The sequence below is a fragment of the Eubacterium pyruvativorans genome, assembly GCF_900102225.1.
In the GTDB taxonomy this organism is placed as follows: Bacteria; Bacillota; Clostridia; order Peptostreptococcales; family Anaerovoracaceae; genus Aminicella; species Aminicella pyruvativorans.
Genome location: NZ_FNBF01000001.1, coordinates 25894 through 43556, shown reverse-complemented (window position 1 = coordinate 43556; position 17663 = coordinate 25894). Strand labels below are relative to the sequence as shown.

Sequence of the window (17663 nt, the reverse complement as noted above, 5' to 3'; positions counted from 1 at the left end):
TTGCAAGGATTTTCTCTGATTATTCCCCTGCTGCCCGGACACGAAGAGCCGCTTCCGCCGCCCTTTCTTCCGCCGCCTCCCGGGCCTCTCTCTCCTGACGCAGGAGAGCAGTGTTTCGTTCCGCTTCTTCCGGCGGCATACTCTCGGCCAGGTTCTTCTGAGCAGTACTCATCATCAGCTTGATCCGGTTCAGCTGGTTGACGCTGCTGGCGCCCGGGTCGAAATCGATGGCAGCAATGTTCGCCTTCGGATTCATCTTCCGGATCTGCTTCAGCATTCCCTTCCCCACCACGTGGTTCGGCAGACAGCCGAACGGCTGCAGGCAGACGATGTTTTCACAGTCATGATGGATCAGCTCAACCATTTCACCGGTCAGCAGCCAGCCCTCACCGCACTGGTTGCCGATGGACAGCACCTCTGACGCCGCTTCCGCTGTCTGTTCGATGTGTGCCGGCTCAGTGAAATGAACACTGTCCCGCAGTGCCTCCCGCATCGGTTTCCGGAGCCATTCCACGGCACGGATCAGCATGACGTTGATATTCTTCTCTTTCTTCGTGCCGGACAGATGCTCGTAATTGAACTTCTTGTTATAGAATCCGTACAGGAAGAAATCCACCATATCCAGAACCACGGCTTCTCCGCCTTCCTTCTCGATGGTGCCGACGATGTCGTTGTTGGCATTCGGGTGATATTTCACCAGAATTTCTCCGACCACGCCCACCTTCGGTTTCTTCACATCCCGGAGCGGAATCCGGTCGAATTCTTCCACCATACCCCGGATGTTTTCCCGGTACTTTCTCTTACTGAAGTGCAAAGTATTCCGGATAATCCGGTCGTACCAACTGTCCAGCACCGCCTGGGCCTCACCCGGATTCTTCTCATACGGGCGGGTGGCATACAGCAGCCGCATGGCCAGGTCACCGTAGATGGCACCCACAGCCAGCTGGAATCCCATCTTCGCCGTGATCTTGAATCCCGGATTCTTCTCCAGACCTACATAATTGAAAGAAACAACAGGTACCTGTTCCATGTCCAGATCCTTGAGCGCTTTCCGGAGCAGGGACACATAGTTGCTGGCCCGGCATCCGCCCCCGGTCTGGGACATGAATACCGCCGTATGATTCAGATCATACTTTCCGGACTTCAGAGCAGAAATGATCTGTCCCAGGGTGACAATGGTCGGGTAGCAGGCATCGTTGTTGATGTACTTCAAGCCTTCGTCCACAGAATGAACATCCACCTCCGGCAGCAGCTCGGCGTGGTAGCCGGCGTTCCGGATGACCTCCTTCAGATAGTTGAAGTGGATCGGAGACATCTGAGGAATGAGAATTGTATATGTATCCTTCATTTCCTTCGTGAACAGTTTCCGTTCGTAATTTTCCTCACACTTCTCCGCATGGATGCCGTTTCTGTCCCGCTCTTCCACCGCCGCTTTCAGGGAACGGACACGGATTTTCGCAGAGCCCAGGTTGGAAACCTCATCGATTTTCAGCACTGTGTACAGCTTGTTGTTCCGGCGCAGAATCTCTTCCACCTGGTCGGTGGTCACGGCGTCCAGGCCGCATCCGAAAGAATTCAGCTGGATCAGTTCCACATCATCCCGCCGGCTCACGAACTGAGCCGCCTTGTACAGCCGGGAATGGTAGACCCACTGGTCCAGAACCCGGAGCGGTCTTTCCAATTCCGCCTTCTGAGCCACAGAATCCTCGGACAGCACGACGAAATCAAAGGAACTGATCATCTTGTCCATGCCGTGGTTGATTTCCGGGTCCACATGATACGGCCGTCCGGAGAGGACGATCGCCTTCTTGTGATGCTCCTTTGCATACTTCAGCGCATACTCTCCCTGCTTCCGCACATCATCATGATACTGCTTCATTTCCCGTCGGCCGGCAGCCACTGCACCCCGGATCTCCTCCTCCGGAATATGATAAGGCGCAAATGTTCTGGTCAGTTCCCGCACCAGAGCCTGATCGTCGTCAAACGGCAGGAACGGATGCAGGAAACGGACATTGTGTTCTGCGAAAACATCGTCCAGATTGTTGGCGATTACTTCCGGATACGTTGCCACAATCGGGCAGTTGAAATGATTCGGCGCACTCGGATCTTCGTTCCGTTCGAAATTCAAGCTCGGATAGAAGATGAACTGATATCCGTGGTTCACCAGCCACTGCACATGGCCGTGTACCAGTTTCGCCGGATAGCATGCCGTATCCGAAGAAATTGTTTCGATGCCCAGCTCGTAGATTTTCTTCGTGGAAGCCGGGGACAGCTCCACCCTGAATTTCAGATTCGTAAAGAACCGGAACCAGAACGGGTAGTCCTCGTACATGTTCAGAACCCGTGGAATAGCCACAGTTCCCCGCTCCGCCTTCACTTCATCCAGCGGATGATACCCAAACAGACGTTGGAACTTATACTGGTACAGGTTCGGCAGCTCGTTCTTCTTCGCTGTGTTCCCGGCACCTTTCTCGCAGCGGTTTCCCGTGATGAAACGCTGTCCGTCGCTGAACATATTGATGGTCAGCAGGCACTGATTCTCACAGCCGTGGCATCTTCCGTTATTGTGCTTCATCTGGAAATGATCCAGCTCTTCCCGGCTCAGGATGGAAGACTTCGTTCCTTCCACATAGTTTTCCTGTGCGATAATGGCACAGCCGTAGGCACCCATCAGTCCGGCGATGTCCGGCCGGATCACGTCCTTTCCGATAATCTGTTCGAAGCTGCGGAGCACCGCATCATTCAGGAAAGTTCCTCCCTGTACAACGATATGATCTCCGGTCTCGTCCGGATTCCGCATTTTGATTACCTTGTACAGCGCATTCCGGATGACGGAATAGGACAGCCCTGCGGAAATATCCGCAATGGAGGCGCCTTCCTTCTGGGCCTGCTTCACCTTGGAATTCATAAACACCGTACAGCGGGTTCCCAGATCCACCGGGCTCTCCGAGTGCAGCGCTTCCTGGGCGAACGCCCGGGTATCCAGATTCACGGACTTGGCGTAAGTTTCCAGGAAAGAGCCGCAGCCCGCCGAGCAGGCTTCATTCAGCATGATGCTGTAGATCGCCCCGTCCTTGATCTTCATGCATTTCATATCCTGTCCGCCGATGTCCAGAATGAAATCCACGTCCGGACGGAAGTAAGCGGCCGCCTTATAGTGGGCCATGGTCTCAATCTCTCCCATGTCCGCCCGGAAGCCGGCCTTGATCAGCCCTTCGCCGTATCCTGTGACGCAGGTATTGGCAATATACGCCCCCTTCGGCAGCTTCTGGTACAGGTCGATCAGAATCTGACGCACCACTTCCGCCGGATTGCCCTCATTGCTGCGATACTCTTCAAACAGCAGACACCGGTCGCTGTCCATCAGCGTCGCCTTCGTTGTGGTGGAACCGGCGTCAATCCCCAGGAAGGTCATCCCTCTCGCTTTCCGGATATCCTTCCGCTTCACTTTATCCTTATTGTGACGAGCCACAAACCGCTCATACTCCTCTTCCGTCCGGAACAGAGGTTCCATGTGCTGCGTGTCCGAAAGCAGGGCCTGATCCGCATGGGCGATGCGGTCCAGAATCTCCGTTAGCATACAGGTTTTCTCGCCGGCAGCCAGCATGGCAGCACCGATCGCCACGAAGAACTTGGACTTTTCGCCCGGGAAAATCACTTCGTCCTCAGACAGTTCCAGTGTGTCGATGAACCGTTTTCTGAGCTCCGACATGAATGTCAGCGGGCCTCCCAGGAACGCCACATTGCCCCGGATCGGATGGCCGCAGGCCAGGCCGCTGATGGTCTGATTCACCACCGCCTGGAAGATGGACGCTGCCAGATCTTCCACCCGGGCGCCGTCATTAATCAGCGGCTGAATATCCGACTTGGCGAACACACCGCACCGGGCTGCGATCGGATAAATGATCTTATAATCCTTCGCCGCCTCATTCAGTCCGTTGGCGTCTGTATTCAGCAGGATTCCCATCTGATCGATGAACGCACCGGTGCCCCCTGCACAGGATCCGTTCATTCTCTGTTCAATCGTCTGGCCGTAGAACGTGATTTTCGCATCCTCTCCCCCCAGCTCGATGACACAGTCTGTCTGGGGAATCAGCGTTTCCACCGCCTTCGAACAGGTAATGACCTCCTGTTCGAACCGGATGCCCACCAGCTTCGCAAAGGACAGACCGCCGGACCCGGTGATCACCGGCTGAATCGGCACATCTCCCACTTCCCGGTACAGATCCTCTATCAGTTCCTGTACCTTGTTGAAAACGTCCGACATATGACGTTCATATCTTGAGTAGATCATCTCACCGCTGTCGTCCAGCAGTACCAGCTTCACGGTTGTCGATCCGATATCAATTCCTAATCTCATTCTCTAATATAACTCCTGTTACTTGTTCCGCTATTTTGCTTCAGTAAGTATACTTTTTCCTTAACACATGAATCCATATACACATTCCCGGATTCGTCAAAACACGAAAAGCCGCCCTTTCGTGTTAAGAACGCGTCAGAAAAAGGGAAGCGAAAATCTCCTGTTTCCATAAAAAATACTTCCGCTGCGGACCCTCTGCGGATCCGCTTTCGGAAGCTTTTCTTTCGATTTCCTGATTCAGAAAATGTGGGACAGGTCTGTAAGCCGGGTTCTGTATTAGACAGTCATCTATCTAGACGCAACATCTCTGCGCGTTCATGCGGTCCACCTCTCGGACGGCGACGGGCCGCCGCCTTCTCGTCCTCCGACCTTGCTCCGGATGGGGTTTACACGGCCGCTGTGTCTCCACAGCGCCGGTGAGCTCTTACCTCACCATTTCAACCTTGCCACGGCATGATCCGTTTCGGCGGTGTGTTTCTGTTGCACTTTCCCTATAGTTACCTACGCCGGACGTTATCCGGCATCCTCGCCCTGCGGAGCCCGGACTTTCCTCATGGATTTCACTCCACGCGACTGTCTGGCCTGCCCACGAGTGGTTATTCTAACATGAAAACGGGTTGATATCAACGGCTGATTTCACGATCCGAAGCGTTTTTCCGGCATCTGCCGCTGCATCTTCCAGCTTCCGGGCCATATTCGGCACGAAAATCTTCTCCGTTCCGTAATGGCCGGCATCCATCACTGCGATCCCCTTCGCCTGGGCGAACTGCGCATCGTGATATTTCAGATCACCGGTGATGAACAGATCACAGCCTTCCGCCAGCGCCTCTTCCAGAAAAGATGCGCCGGACCCGGTACACCATCCCGCCTTCGTCACCATCCGTTCCGGACTGCCGCACAGACGGATGAAGGACGGGTCGATCTCCAGTTTTTCTGCTGCATTCCGGCGGAACGCCCCCAGCGTTACGGCAGGTTCAATGCGGCCGGTTCTGAAGAAAGGCTCCTCTCCCGGCTGCCTCACCTCTTTCAGTCCCAGAACTTCTCCCAGGTAATCGTTATTGCCGCCCGCCAGTTTGTCAAATGAAGTGTGGCAGCTGTACACACTGATATTCTTCCGGATCAGTTCCAGCACAAAGGCCCCGGCAGGGTCCTCCTCCGTGATCTTCTTCATGCCGCCGAAAAGCAGCGGATGATGAGTCAGAATCACATGCGCCCCGGCCTTCTCCGCTTCCAGAATCACATCGCCGGTCACTTCCAATGCCACCAGCACAGTGTCCGCGGGATTGGACGGCGTCTTCACCTGCCACCCGCAGTTGTCCCAGTCCTCCTGGATTCCGGAGGGACAGATCCCCTCAATCAGTCCTTCCAGATCCTTCTTCGTCATCAGATTCTTTTCATCTCTGTTCGTCATGATTCTTTCACCAGCCTTTCTTCCAATTCCCGGATCCGTCGGATCCGGGTTTCTTCCAGCTCAGCCTGCCGGTCTGCACACATCCGGGCATTTTCCCGGATTGCGGCCAGTACCTGTTCATGTTTCTCCCGGCGGAGACGAAGATACTCCGTCCCGAGGGATTCCCCGACGGAAAGCAGTGCATCCGGGTAATCCAGCTCGGCGGTCAGCACGGGATCCAGTCCGTACACTTTCCCACGGGTCCCGGGTTCCGTGACATCCCCCGGCGGTACGGCGGTGATGATTTCACACAAAAAACGATGTTCCCGCACGATCTGTTCCCGGGTAATCCGGAAGCCCCGGTCCAGCAGGAAGGCTCGGAGCCTTCCCGGGTTATTCCGCGGCTGCAGAATGAACCGGCCGAAGCTCCCGGTCTTCTCCGGATCTGCGCCCAGTATTTCTGTCATGAGAATACCTCCCATGCCGGCGATTACCACCACATCCACTTCTCCCGGCTTCAGAACGGACAGTCCGTCTCCCAGACGGAGTTCTGTCCTCCCCTCCAGTTCTGCATTTCCTTCCCCCTGCGCCGATCGGAGATCCGTTTCGGCCTTTGTCAGTGAACCGTCACTGATGTCTGTCATAATCACATGCGGGCAGATCCCCGATTCCGCCAGGAAAATCGGCAAAAAACCATGGTCGGTTCCGATGTCCGCCATGGTTTCCCCTGCCCTGATGCCATCTGCAATCATCTGCAGTCTGTCTGTCAGTTTCATATCCTTCGTTCTCTCCCGGATTATTCCAGATAATCCTTCAGTTTCTTCGAGCGGCTCGGATGACGCAGCTTACGCAGCGCCTTCGCCTCGATCTGGCGAATCCGCTCTCTGGTCACATCGAATTCCTTTCCCACTTCTTCCAGCGTCCGGGATCTGCCGTCGTCCAGCCCGAACCTGAGCCGAAGGACCTTCTGCTCCCGGTCGGTCAGTGTGCCCAGCACCTCCACCAGCTGTTCCTTCAGCATGGAAAATGCCGCCGCTTCCGCCGGTGCCGGCACGTCGTCGTCCGGAATGAAATCACCCAGATGGCTGTCTTCCTCTTCGCCGATCGGGGTTTCCAGGGATACCGGTTCCTGGGCAATCTTCTGGATTTCCCGGACCTTGTCCACCGGAATGCCCATACGGGCGGAAATTTCTTCCGGCGTCGGTTCCCGTCCCAGTTCCTGAAGCAGTTTCCGGGATTCCCGGATCAGCTTGTTGATGGTCTCCACCATGTGCACCGGAATACGGATCGTTCTGGCCTGATCCGCAATGGAACGGGTGATGGCCTGACGGATCCACCAGGTGGCGTAGGTGGAGAACTTGTATCCCTTTCGATAGTCGAACTTGTCCACGGCCTTGATCAGGCCCAGGTTGCCCTCCTGAATCAGATCCAGGAACAGCATTCCCCTGCCCACGTAGCGCTTCGCAATGCTGACAACCAGACGGAGATTCGCCTCACAGAGTTTCTTCTTCGCCTCTTCGTCCCCCGCTTCCATGCGCTGGGCCAGCTCCACTTCCTCCTCTGCCGTCAGCAGAGGCACCTTGCCGATTTCCTTCAGGTACATACGCACCGGGTCGTCCACCGAGATTCCCTTCGGCACCGTGGCATCCACGTCGATCTCGCCCGTCTTCGTCAGAACGACGCCGTCGTCCTTTCCGTCTTCGTCGTCCGTCTGATCATCATCACTGTCCGGGATCGTGATTCCCTTGTCAATCAGCGACATGACGATGTCATCCATGGCTTCCGAATCGATCTTGTCCACGCTGAATGACTCGATGAAATCCGAGATCTCAGAATGGGTCAGTGTGTTCTTCTGGCTTCCCTTCTTCTCTTCCGCCTTCTTCACGAGCTGATAGATCAGGACGTTTTTCATCTTGTCCAGTTCTTCTTTCGAAAGGTTGGATGTGTAGTCGTCATCCTTTTCTTTCGGCTCGTTCTCCACTTCCTTCTTCCTGGAGTTCTTCGAAGACCTCTTCGTCGTTTTCTTCGGTGCGGCTGCCTTCTTCCCCGCCTCTTTCGAAACGACGTCCCTCTCTGCTTCTTCTGTTAAGATTGTCTTCTTCTCTTCGCTCATATTCCCCGATCCTTCTGATTAATGATTGTGTGCGTTTCTCAGTTCTCTCTGAATCCGAACCAGCTCAGCCGTGAGGTTTCTGGTCTGTTCCTCATTTTCCTCGTCCGCCATGGACAGGATGTTAATGAGCTCTTTCTCACGCTGCTTCAGCCGGTTCCTCTTCCAGGAACGGACACACTCCTCGAAAATTTTCTGTTCCTGCTCTCTATCGATCATCACATTCCGCAGGATATTCTGTAATGCGGCACAATCCGCCTCCGTCAATCCGTCCAGTATCGCATTCGTATCGATCTTCCCGGTTCGTTCCATTTCATTCCGGGCTGCTTCGTATACATGAACCGACAGCGGATGGGACAGTATGCCGTCGTAATTTTCCATTTCCCGCAGCAGGGCTCCGTCACTGAGGAACAGTTTCACCAGCGTCTTCTCCAGTGCCGGCACTTCCCGCAGAACTTCGGTTTCCTGCGCAGCACGTTCGTCCAGGCGCCGCCCCCGGAACCGGTCGTCCCGGGCCTCTCCGCCCCTGACTTCCGCCACCTCCCGGGTCAGCGCACCCACCGACACATGCATATCGGCGGCCACCCGGCTGCGGTATTCTTCCTGCTCCACCGGATCCAACGACGCAATAATCCGCGCCGCTTCCTTCAGATATCCGACCCTGCCTTCACTGGAGGCGAGATCGAAATGCCGTTTCGCAGAATCCAGCTTATAATCCGCATAGGGAAGGGCTCCGTCGATGAGTTCCAGAAATCCTTCCTTCCCGTGCACCTTCACATATTCATCCGGGTCCTTTCCATCCGTCACATGCAGCACCCGGACCCGCATCTGTTCCGCCTTCAGGATTTCAATTCCGCGCAGCGCCGCCTTCCGGCCCGCTGCATCCGCATCATAGGACAGAACCACGTCATTCGTATATCGGTGCAGCAGCCGGGCCTGGTTCTCCGTCAACGCCGTTCCCAGGGACGCCGAGACATTCTCCACCCCGCTCTGATACAGGGAAATAGCATCCATGTATCCTTCCACCAGGATCAGGAATCCTTCCTTCCCCGCCGCCTGCCGGGACAAATTCAGCCCGTACAGGTTATTCTTCTTCAGAAACACCTTGCTTTCCGGCGAATTCAGATACTTCGCCCGGGCGTCCTTCTCCAGGGCCCGGCCGCCGAATCCAATCACCTTCCCGTTGGTGTTGATAATCGGGAACATGACACGATTGCGAAATCTATCATGAATTTTACCCCGGCTCCGGGATACTAAACCCAGTTCCAGCATTATTTCATCCCGGACGCCGTTTGATTTCAGGTAACGGTACAGACTGTCCCACTCTCCGTCCGCATAGCCGATTCCGAATTTCTTCAGAATCCGGGGGGTGATCTCTCTTCCCTTCATATAGGAATAGCCCGGATTCGGTCCTCCGGTGAATGCCCGATAGAAATACCGGGCAGCCATCTGGTTCACGTCGTAGTACTCCTTCAGATTCTGATCACGGTATCCGCTGCGCCGTTCCAGTTTCACACCGTACTCTTCCGCCAGTTTCTCAACCGCTTCTCCGAATCCCAGGTTGTAATACCGCATCATGAATTCGATGACGTCCCCCCGGGCGCCGCATCCGAAGCATGTGAAATACTGCCTGGTATCCGAGACCGTGAAGGAAGGCGTCTTCTCATTGTGAAACGGACAGAGCCCTTTGAAATAGGATCCGGCCCGCTTCAGCTTCACGGCGCGGCCGACCACATCCACGATGTTCACCTGATTTTTCAGGTTCTCCACGGAAGCCTTCGTAAATGATGCCATGGCGTTTCAGTGATCCTCCTTTCTCTTCCTTCTGTCCGCTCACACCTGTGCCCCCGGGCCCGCCGGCCCGAACAGGCGTGCATATGTCGTCAGTGCGAAACGATCTGTCATACCGGCAATGTGGTCTTTCACCGCCTCGGCAAGCCCGTCCTCCGGGATCAGCTTCCGGTATTCCGCCGGCAATTCAGAAGGGTGATGCAGATAATAGTCATACAGCGAGGTAATGACCGTATCCACCTTCATCAGATCCTCTTCCCGCTTCACCGCCGGACTGTTGTAAACCTGCCGGAACATGTAGTTCCGAAGACGGTCCATTTCCGCCATATGTTCTTCGTCCATGCGGACAAAAGGTTTCCCGTCGCTGTTTCGGATCACAGCGGAGATCATACTGTCAATCCGTTCTCCGTGCCCGCTGCCGAACAGGCGGACCGGTTCCGGCGGAAGGTCCGCCTCTGTAATGACGCCGCTTCGCACGGCGTCATCAATGTCGTGATTGATATACGCAATCCGGTCACTGATTTTTACAATCTGGCCCTCCAGGGTGGCAGGCTTCCGATCTCCCGGATGATTCAGAATGCCGTCCCGCACCTCGAAAGTCAGGTTCATCCCCTGTTTCCCCCGATGAGATTCCAGCCGGTCCACCACCCGGAGACTCTGCTCATTATGGCGGAATCCGCCGGGATGAATCCGGTTCAGAATCATTTCTCCGTTATGACCGAACGGTGTGTGTCCCAGATCATGCCCCAGGGCAATAGCTTCTGTCAGGTCCTCATTCAGGTTCAGCGCCCGGGCCAGGGTTCTGGCCACCTGACTCACTTCCAGTGTATGGGTCAGACGGGTCCGGTAGTGATCCCCTTCCGGAGAAAGGAACACCTGGGTCTTGTGCATCAGGCGCCGGAAAGCTTTCGAATGAATGATCCGGTCCCGGTCCCGCTGAAATACCGTACGATACGGGCACTCCTCCTCCCGTTCTCTGCGTCCCCTGCTTTCGGCCGCTTTCGAAGCCTCCGGCCGGAGCCATTCCTTCTCCCGCTGTTCCAGATTCTCCCGCAGCAGCATATGAAATCACCCCTTCTCCGATACGCATACGTCTTCTATACGCCGGTGTGTCCGAAGCCGCCGGCTCCCCGTTCCGTTTCGGACAGTTCCTCCGCAGGCACCAGCTCCACCTGCTCGATACGATTGATCACAACCTGGGCGATGCGCTCCCCGTTCCGGATGACGAAGGGCTCACTGCCCCAGTTGATCAGCGGCACCTTCACTTCGCCCCGGTAATCTGCATCCACTGTACCGATCCCGTTCACCAGACCGATACCGTACTTCACCGCCAGGCCGCTGCGGGCCCGGACCTGGGCCTCATATCCCTCCGGCACTTCGAAAAACAGCCCCGTCGGCACCAGCATGCGCATGCCCGGTTCCAGGGTGACCGGTTCCTCCAGATATGCTGCGATGTCGAAGCCGGCGGCACCTTTCGTCTCATATGCCGGAACCCTTCCGCTCCGGCTGATGATCTTCATTTCCATTATGAACCTACTCCTCCATCACACTTTTCCGATTTACCTTCACGCCGCTGGCCACCGATACGGAATAGCGGGAGAAGTCACAGATCAGTTTCTTCACTTCTTCCAGAGACGCTGCGGTCACGTTATTATATCCCTCCAGAACTTCCTCTTCATTAAACACCCGGTCCAGAAGCAGGTAATTCTTTCCGTTCACGATCATTCTGGCGGAAGTGCTTTCCTGACTGAATGCGTAGGAAGATTTCATCTGCTCCACAGCAGAGCGGACCTCTTCCTCTTCCACCGGCTTCGATGCCAGAATATCCAGCTCTTCCCGGATTCCTTCCACCGCCGCTTTCACCTGGTCATTAGCCACACCGGCGTAGATCTCGAAATAGCCTGCGTCCCGGAAGGATCCTGTGGTGGAGTAAACAGAATATGCCAGCCCCTTCCGCTCCCGGATGTTCTGGAACAGCCGGGAACTCATGGAACCGCCCAGAAGCTGGCTCAGAACGGACATCGCATAGGAACGGGGATCCGCCAGACTCACTCCCCGGGTCCCGATACAGATATGGCTCTGCTTGATGTCCCTCTTCACACTGTGGTATTCCGGTGCAGGCGAACCCACACTTCGCTCCCGGGCCGGCCCGGTCTTCCCCAGGGACAGCATCGTACCCTGGAAATAATCGCACACTTCCTCCGGATCGAAGTTGCCGGCCACGGAAATGACCATGTTGTCCCGGACGTAATGGGTTCTGACGTACTCTGCCATGACGTTGTGGGTGATCCGGTTCAGACTCGTTCTGGTCCCGACGACCGAGTTCCCCAGAGGCTCCCTCCGGAACAGCGCTTCGATCAGCTTGTCATGGGCCACATCCTCCGGAGAATCCTCTCCCATCTTGATTTCCTCTCCGATCACCTTCCGTTCCCGGTCCATTTCTTCCTTCGCAAACAGTGAATGTTCCATCATATCCACCAGAACGTCCGCCGCTTCCCGGTAATGATCCGAAACAGTCTTCACATAGTAGCAGGTCGCTTCCTTCCCGGTAAACGCATTCATGGCCCCGCCGATCCGGTCCACATCTCCGGCGATCTGCCGGGCCGTCCGGTTCTCCGTCCCTTTGAACATCATATGCTCCACGAAGTGGGAGATTCCGGCATACTTCTTCTCTTCATCCACTGCCCCGGTTTTCACCCAGATACCGATGGCAACGGAATGCACCGCCGGCATCTCCTCCATCACCATCCGGACGCCGTTCGAAAGTGTTCTCGTTGTTATCATTCTGAAATCTTATCCTTTCGTTCTATTCTTCGTCTCCCTCTCCGTCTCCTTCATCTCCGCGCACCAGGTCCCCGTAGGACATGATATATTCGTCCAGGTCATAATCCAGGACATTCTGAAAATCGAAACGGTAGGTATCGCCGGTGAACGGTTCTTCCCGCACCAGCAGAAGCGCATCCCGGACCGGAAGAGTCCGGTTCTCGTCGGTCATCTCATTGACGCATTCCGCTTCTGAAGAAGTATTGTACCACTCCCGAAATTTTTCAATCTCGTCTGCCAGCTGCACCAGGATCTCGTTCCGTTCTTCCCGGTCCTCCTGCCGCCCGGCCGTTTCGGCCATACCGGTCAGGGAGCGGCGGATCGTCTGCAGTAATGTGAACAGATCCACTTCACTGTCCGGCACCGAACGATCCACTTCATCGAAGTACCCGTCCATCAGTTCGGTGAAGGTGTTCATGTCCACCTCCTGCAGCAGCTCGAAAATTTCATCCGTCCCGATCTCCGCTTCCGACTCCAGAAGTTCCGACATATTCTCGAAGTACTGGAAGTCTTCGCCGTCTTTCATATCCAGCAGCTCGTACAGTTCCTGTTTCTCCATATTCCTCTCCTCTATAGATCCAAATTCTTGAACCGGATATTCAATCGTTCCACATCATCCCCCAGCAGAAGGCGGATCATATTCAAAAAATTATCCGACAAATCGCTGGCATAGAAGATATTCTCTCTGTCATTCCCCGGTCCTGCCAGCATATCCCTTCTCTCCAGTTCGATCTTCAAAGCGGTGGCTGCCTCTTCGGAAGAACTGATGAGTTTCACGCCCGGATACAGCCTCTTCAGATTCCCACTGATCAGCGGATAGTGGGTGCAGGCCAGCACCAGCGTATCGATACTGTGCTTCTCGATGAAATCGTCCAGGTAGTACCGGATCGTCAGATCCATGATTTCGTGGTCAATGATTCCCTCTTCGATCAGAGGGACGAATGCCGGGCAGGCGATCTGGTAGAGGTGTTTCATGCCCGGATTCTTCTCTCGGATCCGTTTCAGGTAGGATTCACTGCGCACGGTGGCTTTCGTGGCCATGATGCCGATCCGATCCGTTTCCCGGCAGTCCCGGGCCACCACCTTCGCCGTCGGCCGGATCGTCCCGATCATCGGGATATGCGGGTATTTCCGCTGCAGATCATCCAGCGCCACGGCACTGATCGTATTACAGGCCGCCACCATCATTTTCACATCATTTTCCACCATGAAACTGCCGATCTGCTCCGTAAACTGACGGATTGTCCCGGCAGCTTTCGATCCGTAGGGCGTTCTGGCGGTATCCCCGAAGAAGATGATCCGCTCATCCGGAAGCATCCGCATGATATACGGGACACTGGTCAGTCCGCCGACTCCGGAATCGAATACACCAATATATCTGTTATCCATTCCTTGCGTTGTTCCTTTCAATGCATACTCAGTTTATTATACAGCAACCGGCGGAGAAATGAAACACTCTCCCATTCTTCTCACCGGACACGATTGAAAAACAGTGCCGGGTGGAATAAAATAGACTACATATGCAGTTTGCAGATGATGAAGCAACCTACCGAAGGGAGAACTATATGGCAGAAAAAGTCAAACAGAGATCGGAAAACGATCCGAAATATCAATGGAACATCGAAGCAATGTACTCCTCCGATGCCGACTGGGAGAAGGACCTGAAGGACGCCCTTTCCGGCGCAGAGGATTTCACGAAATACCGGGACCATCTGGCAGACAGTGCGAAAACCTTGGCGGACGCATTGATCGACAGCGACGCCGTCAGCCTGAAGATGGAGCGGGTCTTCGTCTACGCCCGCATGAAGCTGGATGAGGACAACCGGGTTTCGAAGCAGCAGGATATGCTGAACCGAGCTGTGTCGGCGGCTTCGAAGATCAGTGCCATGATGAGTTTCCTGACTCCGGAGCTCATTCAGATCCCGGAGGAGACTCTGCAGGAATTCATGAAGACAGATGCCCGCCTCGAGCAGTATGACTATGTGCTCAGACAGGCCGTACGGGAGAAGGCCCATGTCCTCTCCAAGGCCGAAGAAAACATTCTGGCGCAGCTGGGAGAAGTCCTTGGTGCGCCGGATCAGATCTTCACCATGCTGAATGACGCTGACCTGAAGTTCGGTACGATCCGGGATGAACAGGGTGAGGAAACCGAACTGACCCACGGAAACTACATCAAGTTCATGCGCTCGAAGAAGAAGGAAGTCCGGGAGGCTGCGTATCGCCACTGCTACGACACCTACCGCTCCATGATCAACACCATCGCCGCCAATTATGCGGCGAACGTGAAGACCGACGTGATCACCGCCAGAATGCGGCATTACCCGTCCTCCCGGGCAGCGGCCCTGTCCGGCGGAAACATCCCGGAAGCGGTGTATGACAACCTGATCGACACCGTCAACGAAACGCTTCCGGTTCTCCACCGCTACATCGCCCTGCGGAAGGACCTCATGGGTCTGGATGAACTGAAAATGAGCGACGTCTACGTTCCTCTGGCGGAGATCGAGGATCCGAAGGTCAGTTTCGAGGAAGGAGTGGCACTCTGTGAGAAAGCACTCGCTCCTCTGGGAGAGGATTATCTCCGCCACTTCCGGGAAGGAATCGATGCCCGGTGGATCGACGTTTACGAGAACGAAGGCAAGACCAGCGGCGCCTACAGTTTCGGTTCCTACGACAGTATGCCGTATGTGCTGATGAACTATGACGGTACCCTGCAGGACGTTTTCACCATCATCCATGAAATGGGCCACTCCATGAATTCCTGGTACACCCGGAAAGCCCAGCCGTTCACCTACGGCAGCCATTCCATCTTCACGGCAGAAGTGGCCTCCACAGTGAATGAGACCCTGCTGATGCGCTTCCTGCTGGAACAGGAGAAAGACCCTGGCATGCGGCGCTACATCCTGAACATGTACATTGAAGCCTTCCGCTCCACCCTCTTCCGGCAGACCATGTTCGCCGAATTCGAACTCCTGTCCCACCGGCAGGTGGAAGACGGCGGCAGCCTCACTGCGGAATGGCTCTCCGATCAGTACGACCGGCTGAACACGAAGTACTTCGGCCCTGCCCTCACAGGTGATGACCGGATCCGTTACGAGTGGGCACGCATCCCGCACTTCTACCGGAGCTTCTACGTGTACCAGTACGCTACGGGCTACTCCGCGGCGAATGCCATTGCGGACAAAATTCTGACGGAGGGACCGGCCGCCCGGGACGCTTATCTGACTTTCCTGGCGTCCGGAGACAGCGACGACCCGGTGGAACTTCTGAAGATTGCCGGTGTGGACATGACCGAAAGAGAGCCGGTGAAACGGGCGATGAAAACATTCACAGAACTTGTTGAGGAGTTCCGCAGACTGAGCGGAAAATAGCACCCCGGGGGTCCGCCGAAAAGGCGGACCCCCGGATGCGGGAACAGGCCCCAGGGCCAAAGGAAAACCAATGGACAGAACCATATTCATCTATGCCAATCAGGCGGAGACTTCCCGGAAGATCGCCGCAGAATGTAAGGAGAAACTGCTTCATGCCGGACTCCGGGTCACCGACCAGCTCAGCCGGGACACGGATCTGATCATTTGTATCGGCGGAGACGGCACTTTTCTGGAGCTGATCCACGCCTACGATTTCCCTCAGACGCCGATCATCGGCATCAACACAGGACATCTGGGATTTTTCCAGGATCTTCTGCCGACACAGATCGACCAGTTCATCGAATACTACCTGCACCACCTGGATCACCTTCAGGTGGTGTCCACGGTGGAGTGTTCCATCTGGGCAGGCCATGAGATCTACAAGATGACAGGAATCAATGAAATGGTGGTGAAAGGTGAGCTGGGCGCCATCATTCACCTGAATGTCTTCTTCGGAGACGCCATGATTGAACGATTCAGCGGGGACGGCATCCTGGTATCCACCCCGGCGGGAAGCACCGCCTACAACTATTCCATCGGCGGCAGTATTGTGGATCCCCACCTGGAACTGCTTCAGATGACACCGATTGCGCCCATGAATACCACCGTATACCGGTCCTTCACCTCCAGTCTGATCCTCCCTTCCAATCAGCTGCTGACCCTGATCCCGGACATGCGTCAGGACCCGTACATCAATATCCAATCCGACGGATTCATACGGGAATTCAATGATGTGAAGAAGATCACCATCGGCTACTCCACGAAGAAGATCCATCTGGTGAAATTCAGCGGATATGAATTCTGGACCAAGGTAAAAGAAAAATTTCTCATCGGGAATGCAGACGGAAGCACAGAACAGGATTTGAAATGAGAGAATTCCGATTTACAGTGACGAAAGAAGATGAAGGACTGGGCGTGAAGAAACTGCTGCGGAAGCACTTCGATTTCTCCTCCCGGCTTTTTGCAAAGCTGAAGGCCCAGCGCCGGGTCCTGATGAACGGAGAACCCATTCAGGGCTGGATGGTTCCCCGGGAGGGGGATGTGGTGGTCGCCATGATGCCGGAGGAGGTCAGCCATTTCCCGGAGGAAGACATCCCGGTCATCCCCCTCTATGAAGATCAGGATCTGCTGATCATCAACAAGCCGGCCGGGTACACCGTGCATCCGACCCACGGCCACCAGAACCACACCATGGCGAACGGACTTCAGAAGTACATGCGGGAGAGCGGGGAAACCTATAAGATCCGGTTCGTGAACCGGCTGGACATGGATACCAGCGGACTTCTGGTGATCGGGAAGAACTCCCATGCCCAGGATGAAATGGTCCGGGCCATGAAGTCGGACCGGGTCCGGAAGTACTACAAGGCCCTGGTGATTGGTGAAGTGAACGAGGACGAATTCACCATCGATCTGCCCATCGGGAAACCCTCCGACAGCCGGGTACAGCGGGAAGTTATGCCCGCCGGTCAGGGACGTCCCTCCGTCACCCATGTGAAGGTACTGGAGCGTCTGAAGGGCTACACCCTGGTGATGCTCCGGCTGGAAACCGGAAGGACCCATCAGATCCGGGTGCATCTCTCCCACATCGGCTACCCGATCCTGGGAGACTATCTGTACGGCGGAGATGACCCCCGCCTCATGGACCGGCAGGCGCTGCATGCATTCCGGCTGGAATTCCCTCACCCGGTGACCCGGGAGCCGATCACCGTGGAGGCCCCGCTGCCGGATGACATTCAGACCGCATTAGAAAAAATCAGGGCAGCCGAATAGGCTGCCCTGATT

13 protein-coding genes and 1 other RNA gene are annotated in these 17663 nt (G+C 55.4%); 3 read left to right on the top strand and 11 right to left on the bottom strand.

Features of this window, described 5'->3' with window-relative positions:
* Window positions 1-19: 19 nt before the first annotated feature.
* The 11 genes from BLQ24_RS00265 to murI form a co-directional block, all read right to left on the bottom strand.
* A complete protein-coding gene (locus BLQ24_RS00265) occupies window positions 20-4360 on the bottom strand; it encodes a 2-hydroxyacyl-CoA dehydratase (protein ID WP_090161362.1) in 4341 nt (1446 codons plus the stop codon).
* Between the two features lie 244 nt (window positions 4361-4604).
* Window positions 4605-4949: RNase P RNA component class A (gene rnpB, locus BLQ24_RS00260), an RNA gene on the bottom strand.
* A gap of 12 nt (window positions 4950-4961) precedes the next feature.
* On the bottom strand, window positions 4962-5771 hold the full coding sequence (locus BLQ24_RS00255) for a Nif3-like dinuclear metal center hexameric protein (RefSeq protein WP_090161359.1): 810 nt from the start codon (window positions 5769-5771) through the stop codon (window positions 4962-4964).
* Entirely contained in the window at window positions 5768-6526 is a 759-nt protein-coding gene (locus tag BLQ24_RS00250; RefSeq protein ID WP_090161356.1) for a tRNA (adenine(22)-N(1))-methyltransferase, read from the bottom strand. The genes BLQ24_RS00255 and BLQ24_RS00250 overlap by 4 nt, the downstream gene beginning before the upstream one ends.
* Before the next feature lie 20 nt (window positions 6527-6546).
* Complete coding sequence (rpoD, locus tag BLQ24_RS00245) at window positions 6547-7863, bottom strand: RNA polymerase sigma factor RpoD (RefSeq protein WP_173558743.1); 1317 nt, start codon at window positions 7861-7863, stop codon at window positions 6547-6549.
* Between the two features lie 18 nt (window positions 7864-7881).
* Window positions 7882-9654, bottom strand: coding sequence for a DNA primase (gene dnaG, locus BLQ24_RS00240; protein WP_090161352.1), 1773 nt, complete (start codon window positions 9652-9654; stop codon window positions 7882-7884).
* A 39-nt stretch (window positions 9655-9693) separates the two neighbouring features.
* Window positions 9694-10713: a deoxyguanosinetriphosphate triphosphohydrolase gene (locus tag BLQ24_RS00235; protein WP_090161351.1), complete on the bottom strand. Its 1020-nt coding sequence runs from the start codon at window positions 10711-10713 to the stop codon at window positions 9694-9696.
* Window positions 10714-10748: 35 nt separating this feature from the next.
* Window positions 10749-11177, bottom strand: coding sequence for a dUTP diphosphatase (dut, locus tag BLQ24_RS00230; protein ID WP_090161348.1), 429 nt, complete (start codon window positions 11175-11177; stop codon window positions 10749-10751).
* Window positions 11178-11184: 7 nt separating this feature from the next.
* Window positions 11185-12435, bottom strand: coding sequence for a M16 family metallopeptidase (locus BLQ24_RS00225; protein WP_090161346.1), 1251 nt, complete (start codon window positions 12433-12435; stop codon window positions 11185-11187).
* Window positions 12436-12457: 22 nt separating this feature from the next.
* Window positions 12458-13033 (bottom strand): hypothetical protein, encoded by a 576-nt coding sequence (locus tag BLQ24_RS00220; RefSeq protein ID WP_090161344.1) that lies wholly within the window; start codon window positions 13031-13033, stop codon window positions 12458-12460.
* Window positions 13034-13044: 11 nt separating this feature from the next.
* On the bottom strand, window positions 13045-13863 hold the full coding sequence (murI, locus tag BLQ24_RS00215; RefSeq protein WP_090161342.1) for a glutamate racemase: 819 nt from the start codon (window positions 13861-13863) through the stop codon (window positions 13045-13047).
* Window positions 13864-14039: 176 nt separating this feature from the next.
* Here murI and pepF point away from each other — a divergent pair, with 176 nt between their 5' ends.
* The 3 genes from pepF to BLQ24_RS00200 all read left to right on the top strand — a co-directional run bounded on the left by pepF (window position 14040) and on the right by BLQ24_RS00200 (window position 17651).
* Window positions 14040-15842, top strand: coding sequence for an oligoendopeptidase F (pepF, locus tag BLQ24_RS00210; RefSeq protein WP_090161687.1), 1803 nt, complete (start codon window positions 14040-14042; stop codon window positions 15840-15842).
* Between the two features lie 70 nt (window positions 15843-15912).
* Entirely contained in the window at window positions 15913-16752 is an 840-nt protein-coding gene (locus tag BLQ24_RS00205) for an NAD(+)/NADH kinase (protein WP_090161339.1), read from the top strand.
* Entirely contained in the window at window positions 16749-17651 is a 903-nt protein-coding gene (locus BLQ24_RS00200; protein WP_090161335.1) for an RluA family pseudouridine synthase, read from the top strand. Before BLQ24_RS00205 ends, BLQ24_RS00200 begins: the two co-directional genes overlap by 4 nt.
* Window positions 17652-17663 lie beyond the last annotated feature (12 nt).

Excerpts from the sequence above, each read along its gene's own strand:
- murI (WP_090161342.1), bottom strand. The coding sequence starts at position 13,863 with ATGGATAACAGATATATTGGTGTATTCGATTCCGGAGTCGGCGGACTG.
- BLQ24_RS00205 (WP_090161339.1), top strand. The coding sequence starts at position 15,913 with ATGGACAGAACCATATTCATCTATGCCAATCAGGCGGAGACTTCCCGG.
- dut (WP_090161348.1), bottom strand. The coding sequence starts at position 11,177 with ATGGAAATGAAGATCATCAGCCGGAGCGGAAGGGTTCCGGCATATGAG.
- BLQ24_RS00265 (WP_090161362.1), bottom strand. The coding sequence starts at position 4,360 with ATGAGATTAGGAATTGATATCGGATCGACAACCGTGAAGCTGGTACTG.
- pepF (WP_090161687.1), top strand. The coding sequence starts at position 14,040 with ATGGCAGAAAAAGTCAAACAGAGATCGGAAAACGATCCGAAATATCAA.
- BLQ24_RS00255 (WP_090161359.1), bottom strand. The coding sequence starts at position 5,771 with ATGACGAACAGAGATGAAAAGAATCTGATGACGAAGAAGGATCTGGAA.
- BLQ24_RS00250 (WP_090161356.1), bottom strand. The coding sequence starts at position 6,526 with ATGAAACTGACAGACAGACTGCAGATGATTGCAGATGGCATCAGGGCA.
- BLQ24_RS00225 (WP_090161346.1), bottom strand. The coding sequence starts at position 12,435 with ATGATAACAACGAGAACACTTTCGAACGGCGTCCGGATGGTGATGGAG.
- BLQ24_RS00235 (WP_090161351.1), bottom strand. The coding sequence starts at position 10,713 with ATGCTGCTGCGGGAGAATCTGGAACAGCGGGAGAAGGAATGGCTCCGG.
- BLQ24_RS00200 (WP_090161335.1), top strand. The coding sequence starts at position 16,749 with ATGAGAGAATTCCGATTTACAGTGACGAAAGAAGATGAAGGACTGGGC.
- dnaG (WP_090161352.1), bottom strand. The coding sequence starts at position 9,654 with ATGGCATCATTTACGAAGGCTTCCGTGGAGAACCTGAAAAATCAGGTG.
- rpoD (WP_173558743.1), bottom strand. The coding sequence starts at position 7,863 with ATGAGCGAAGAGAAGAAGACAATCTTAACAGAAGAAGCAGAGAGGGAC.
- BLQ24_RS00220 (WP_090161344.1), bottom strand. The coding sequence starts at position 13,033 with ATGGAGAAACAGGAACTGTACGAGCTGCTGGATATGAAAGACGGCGAA.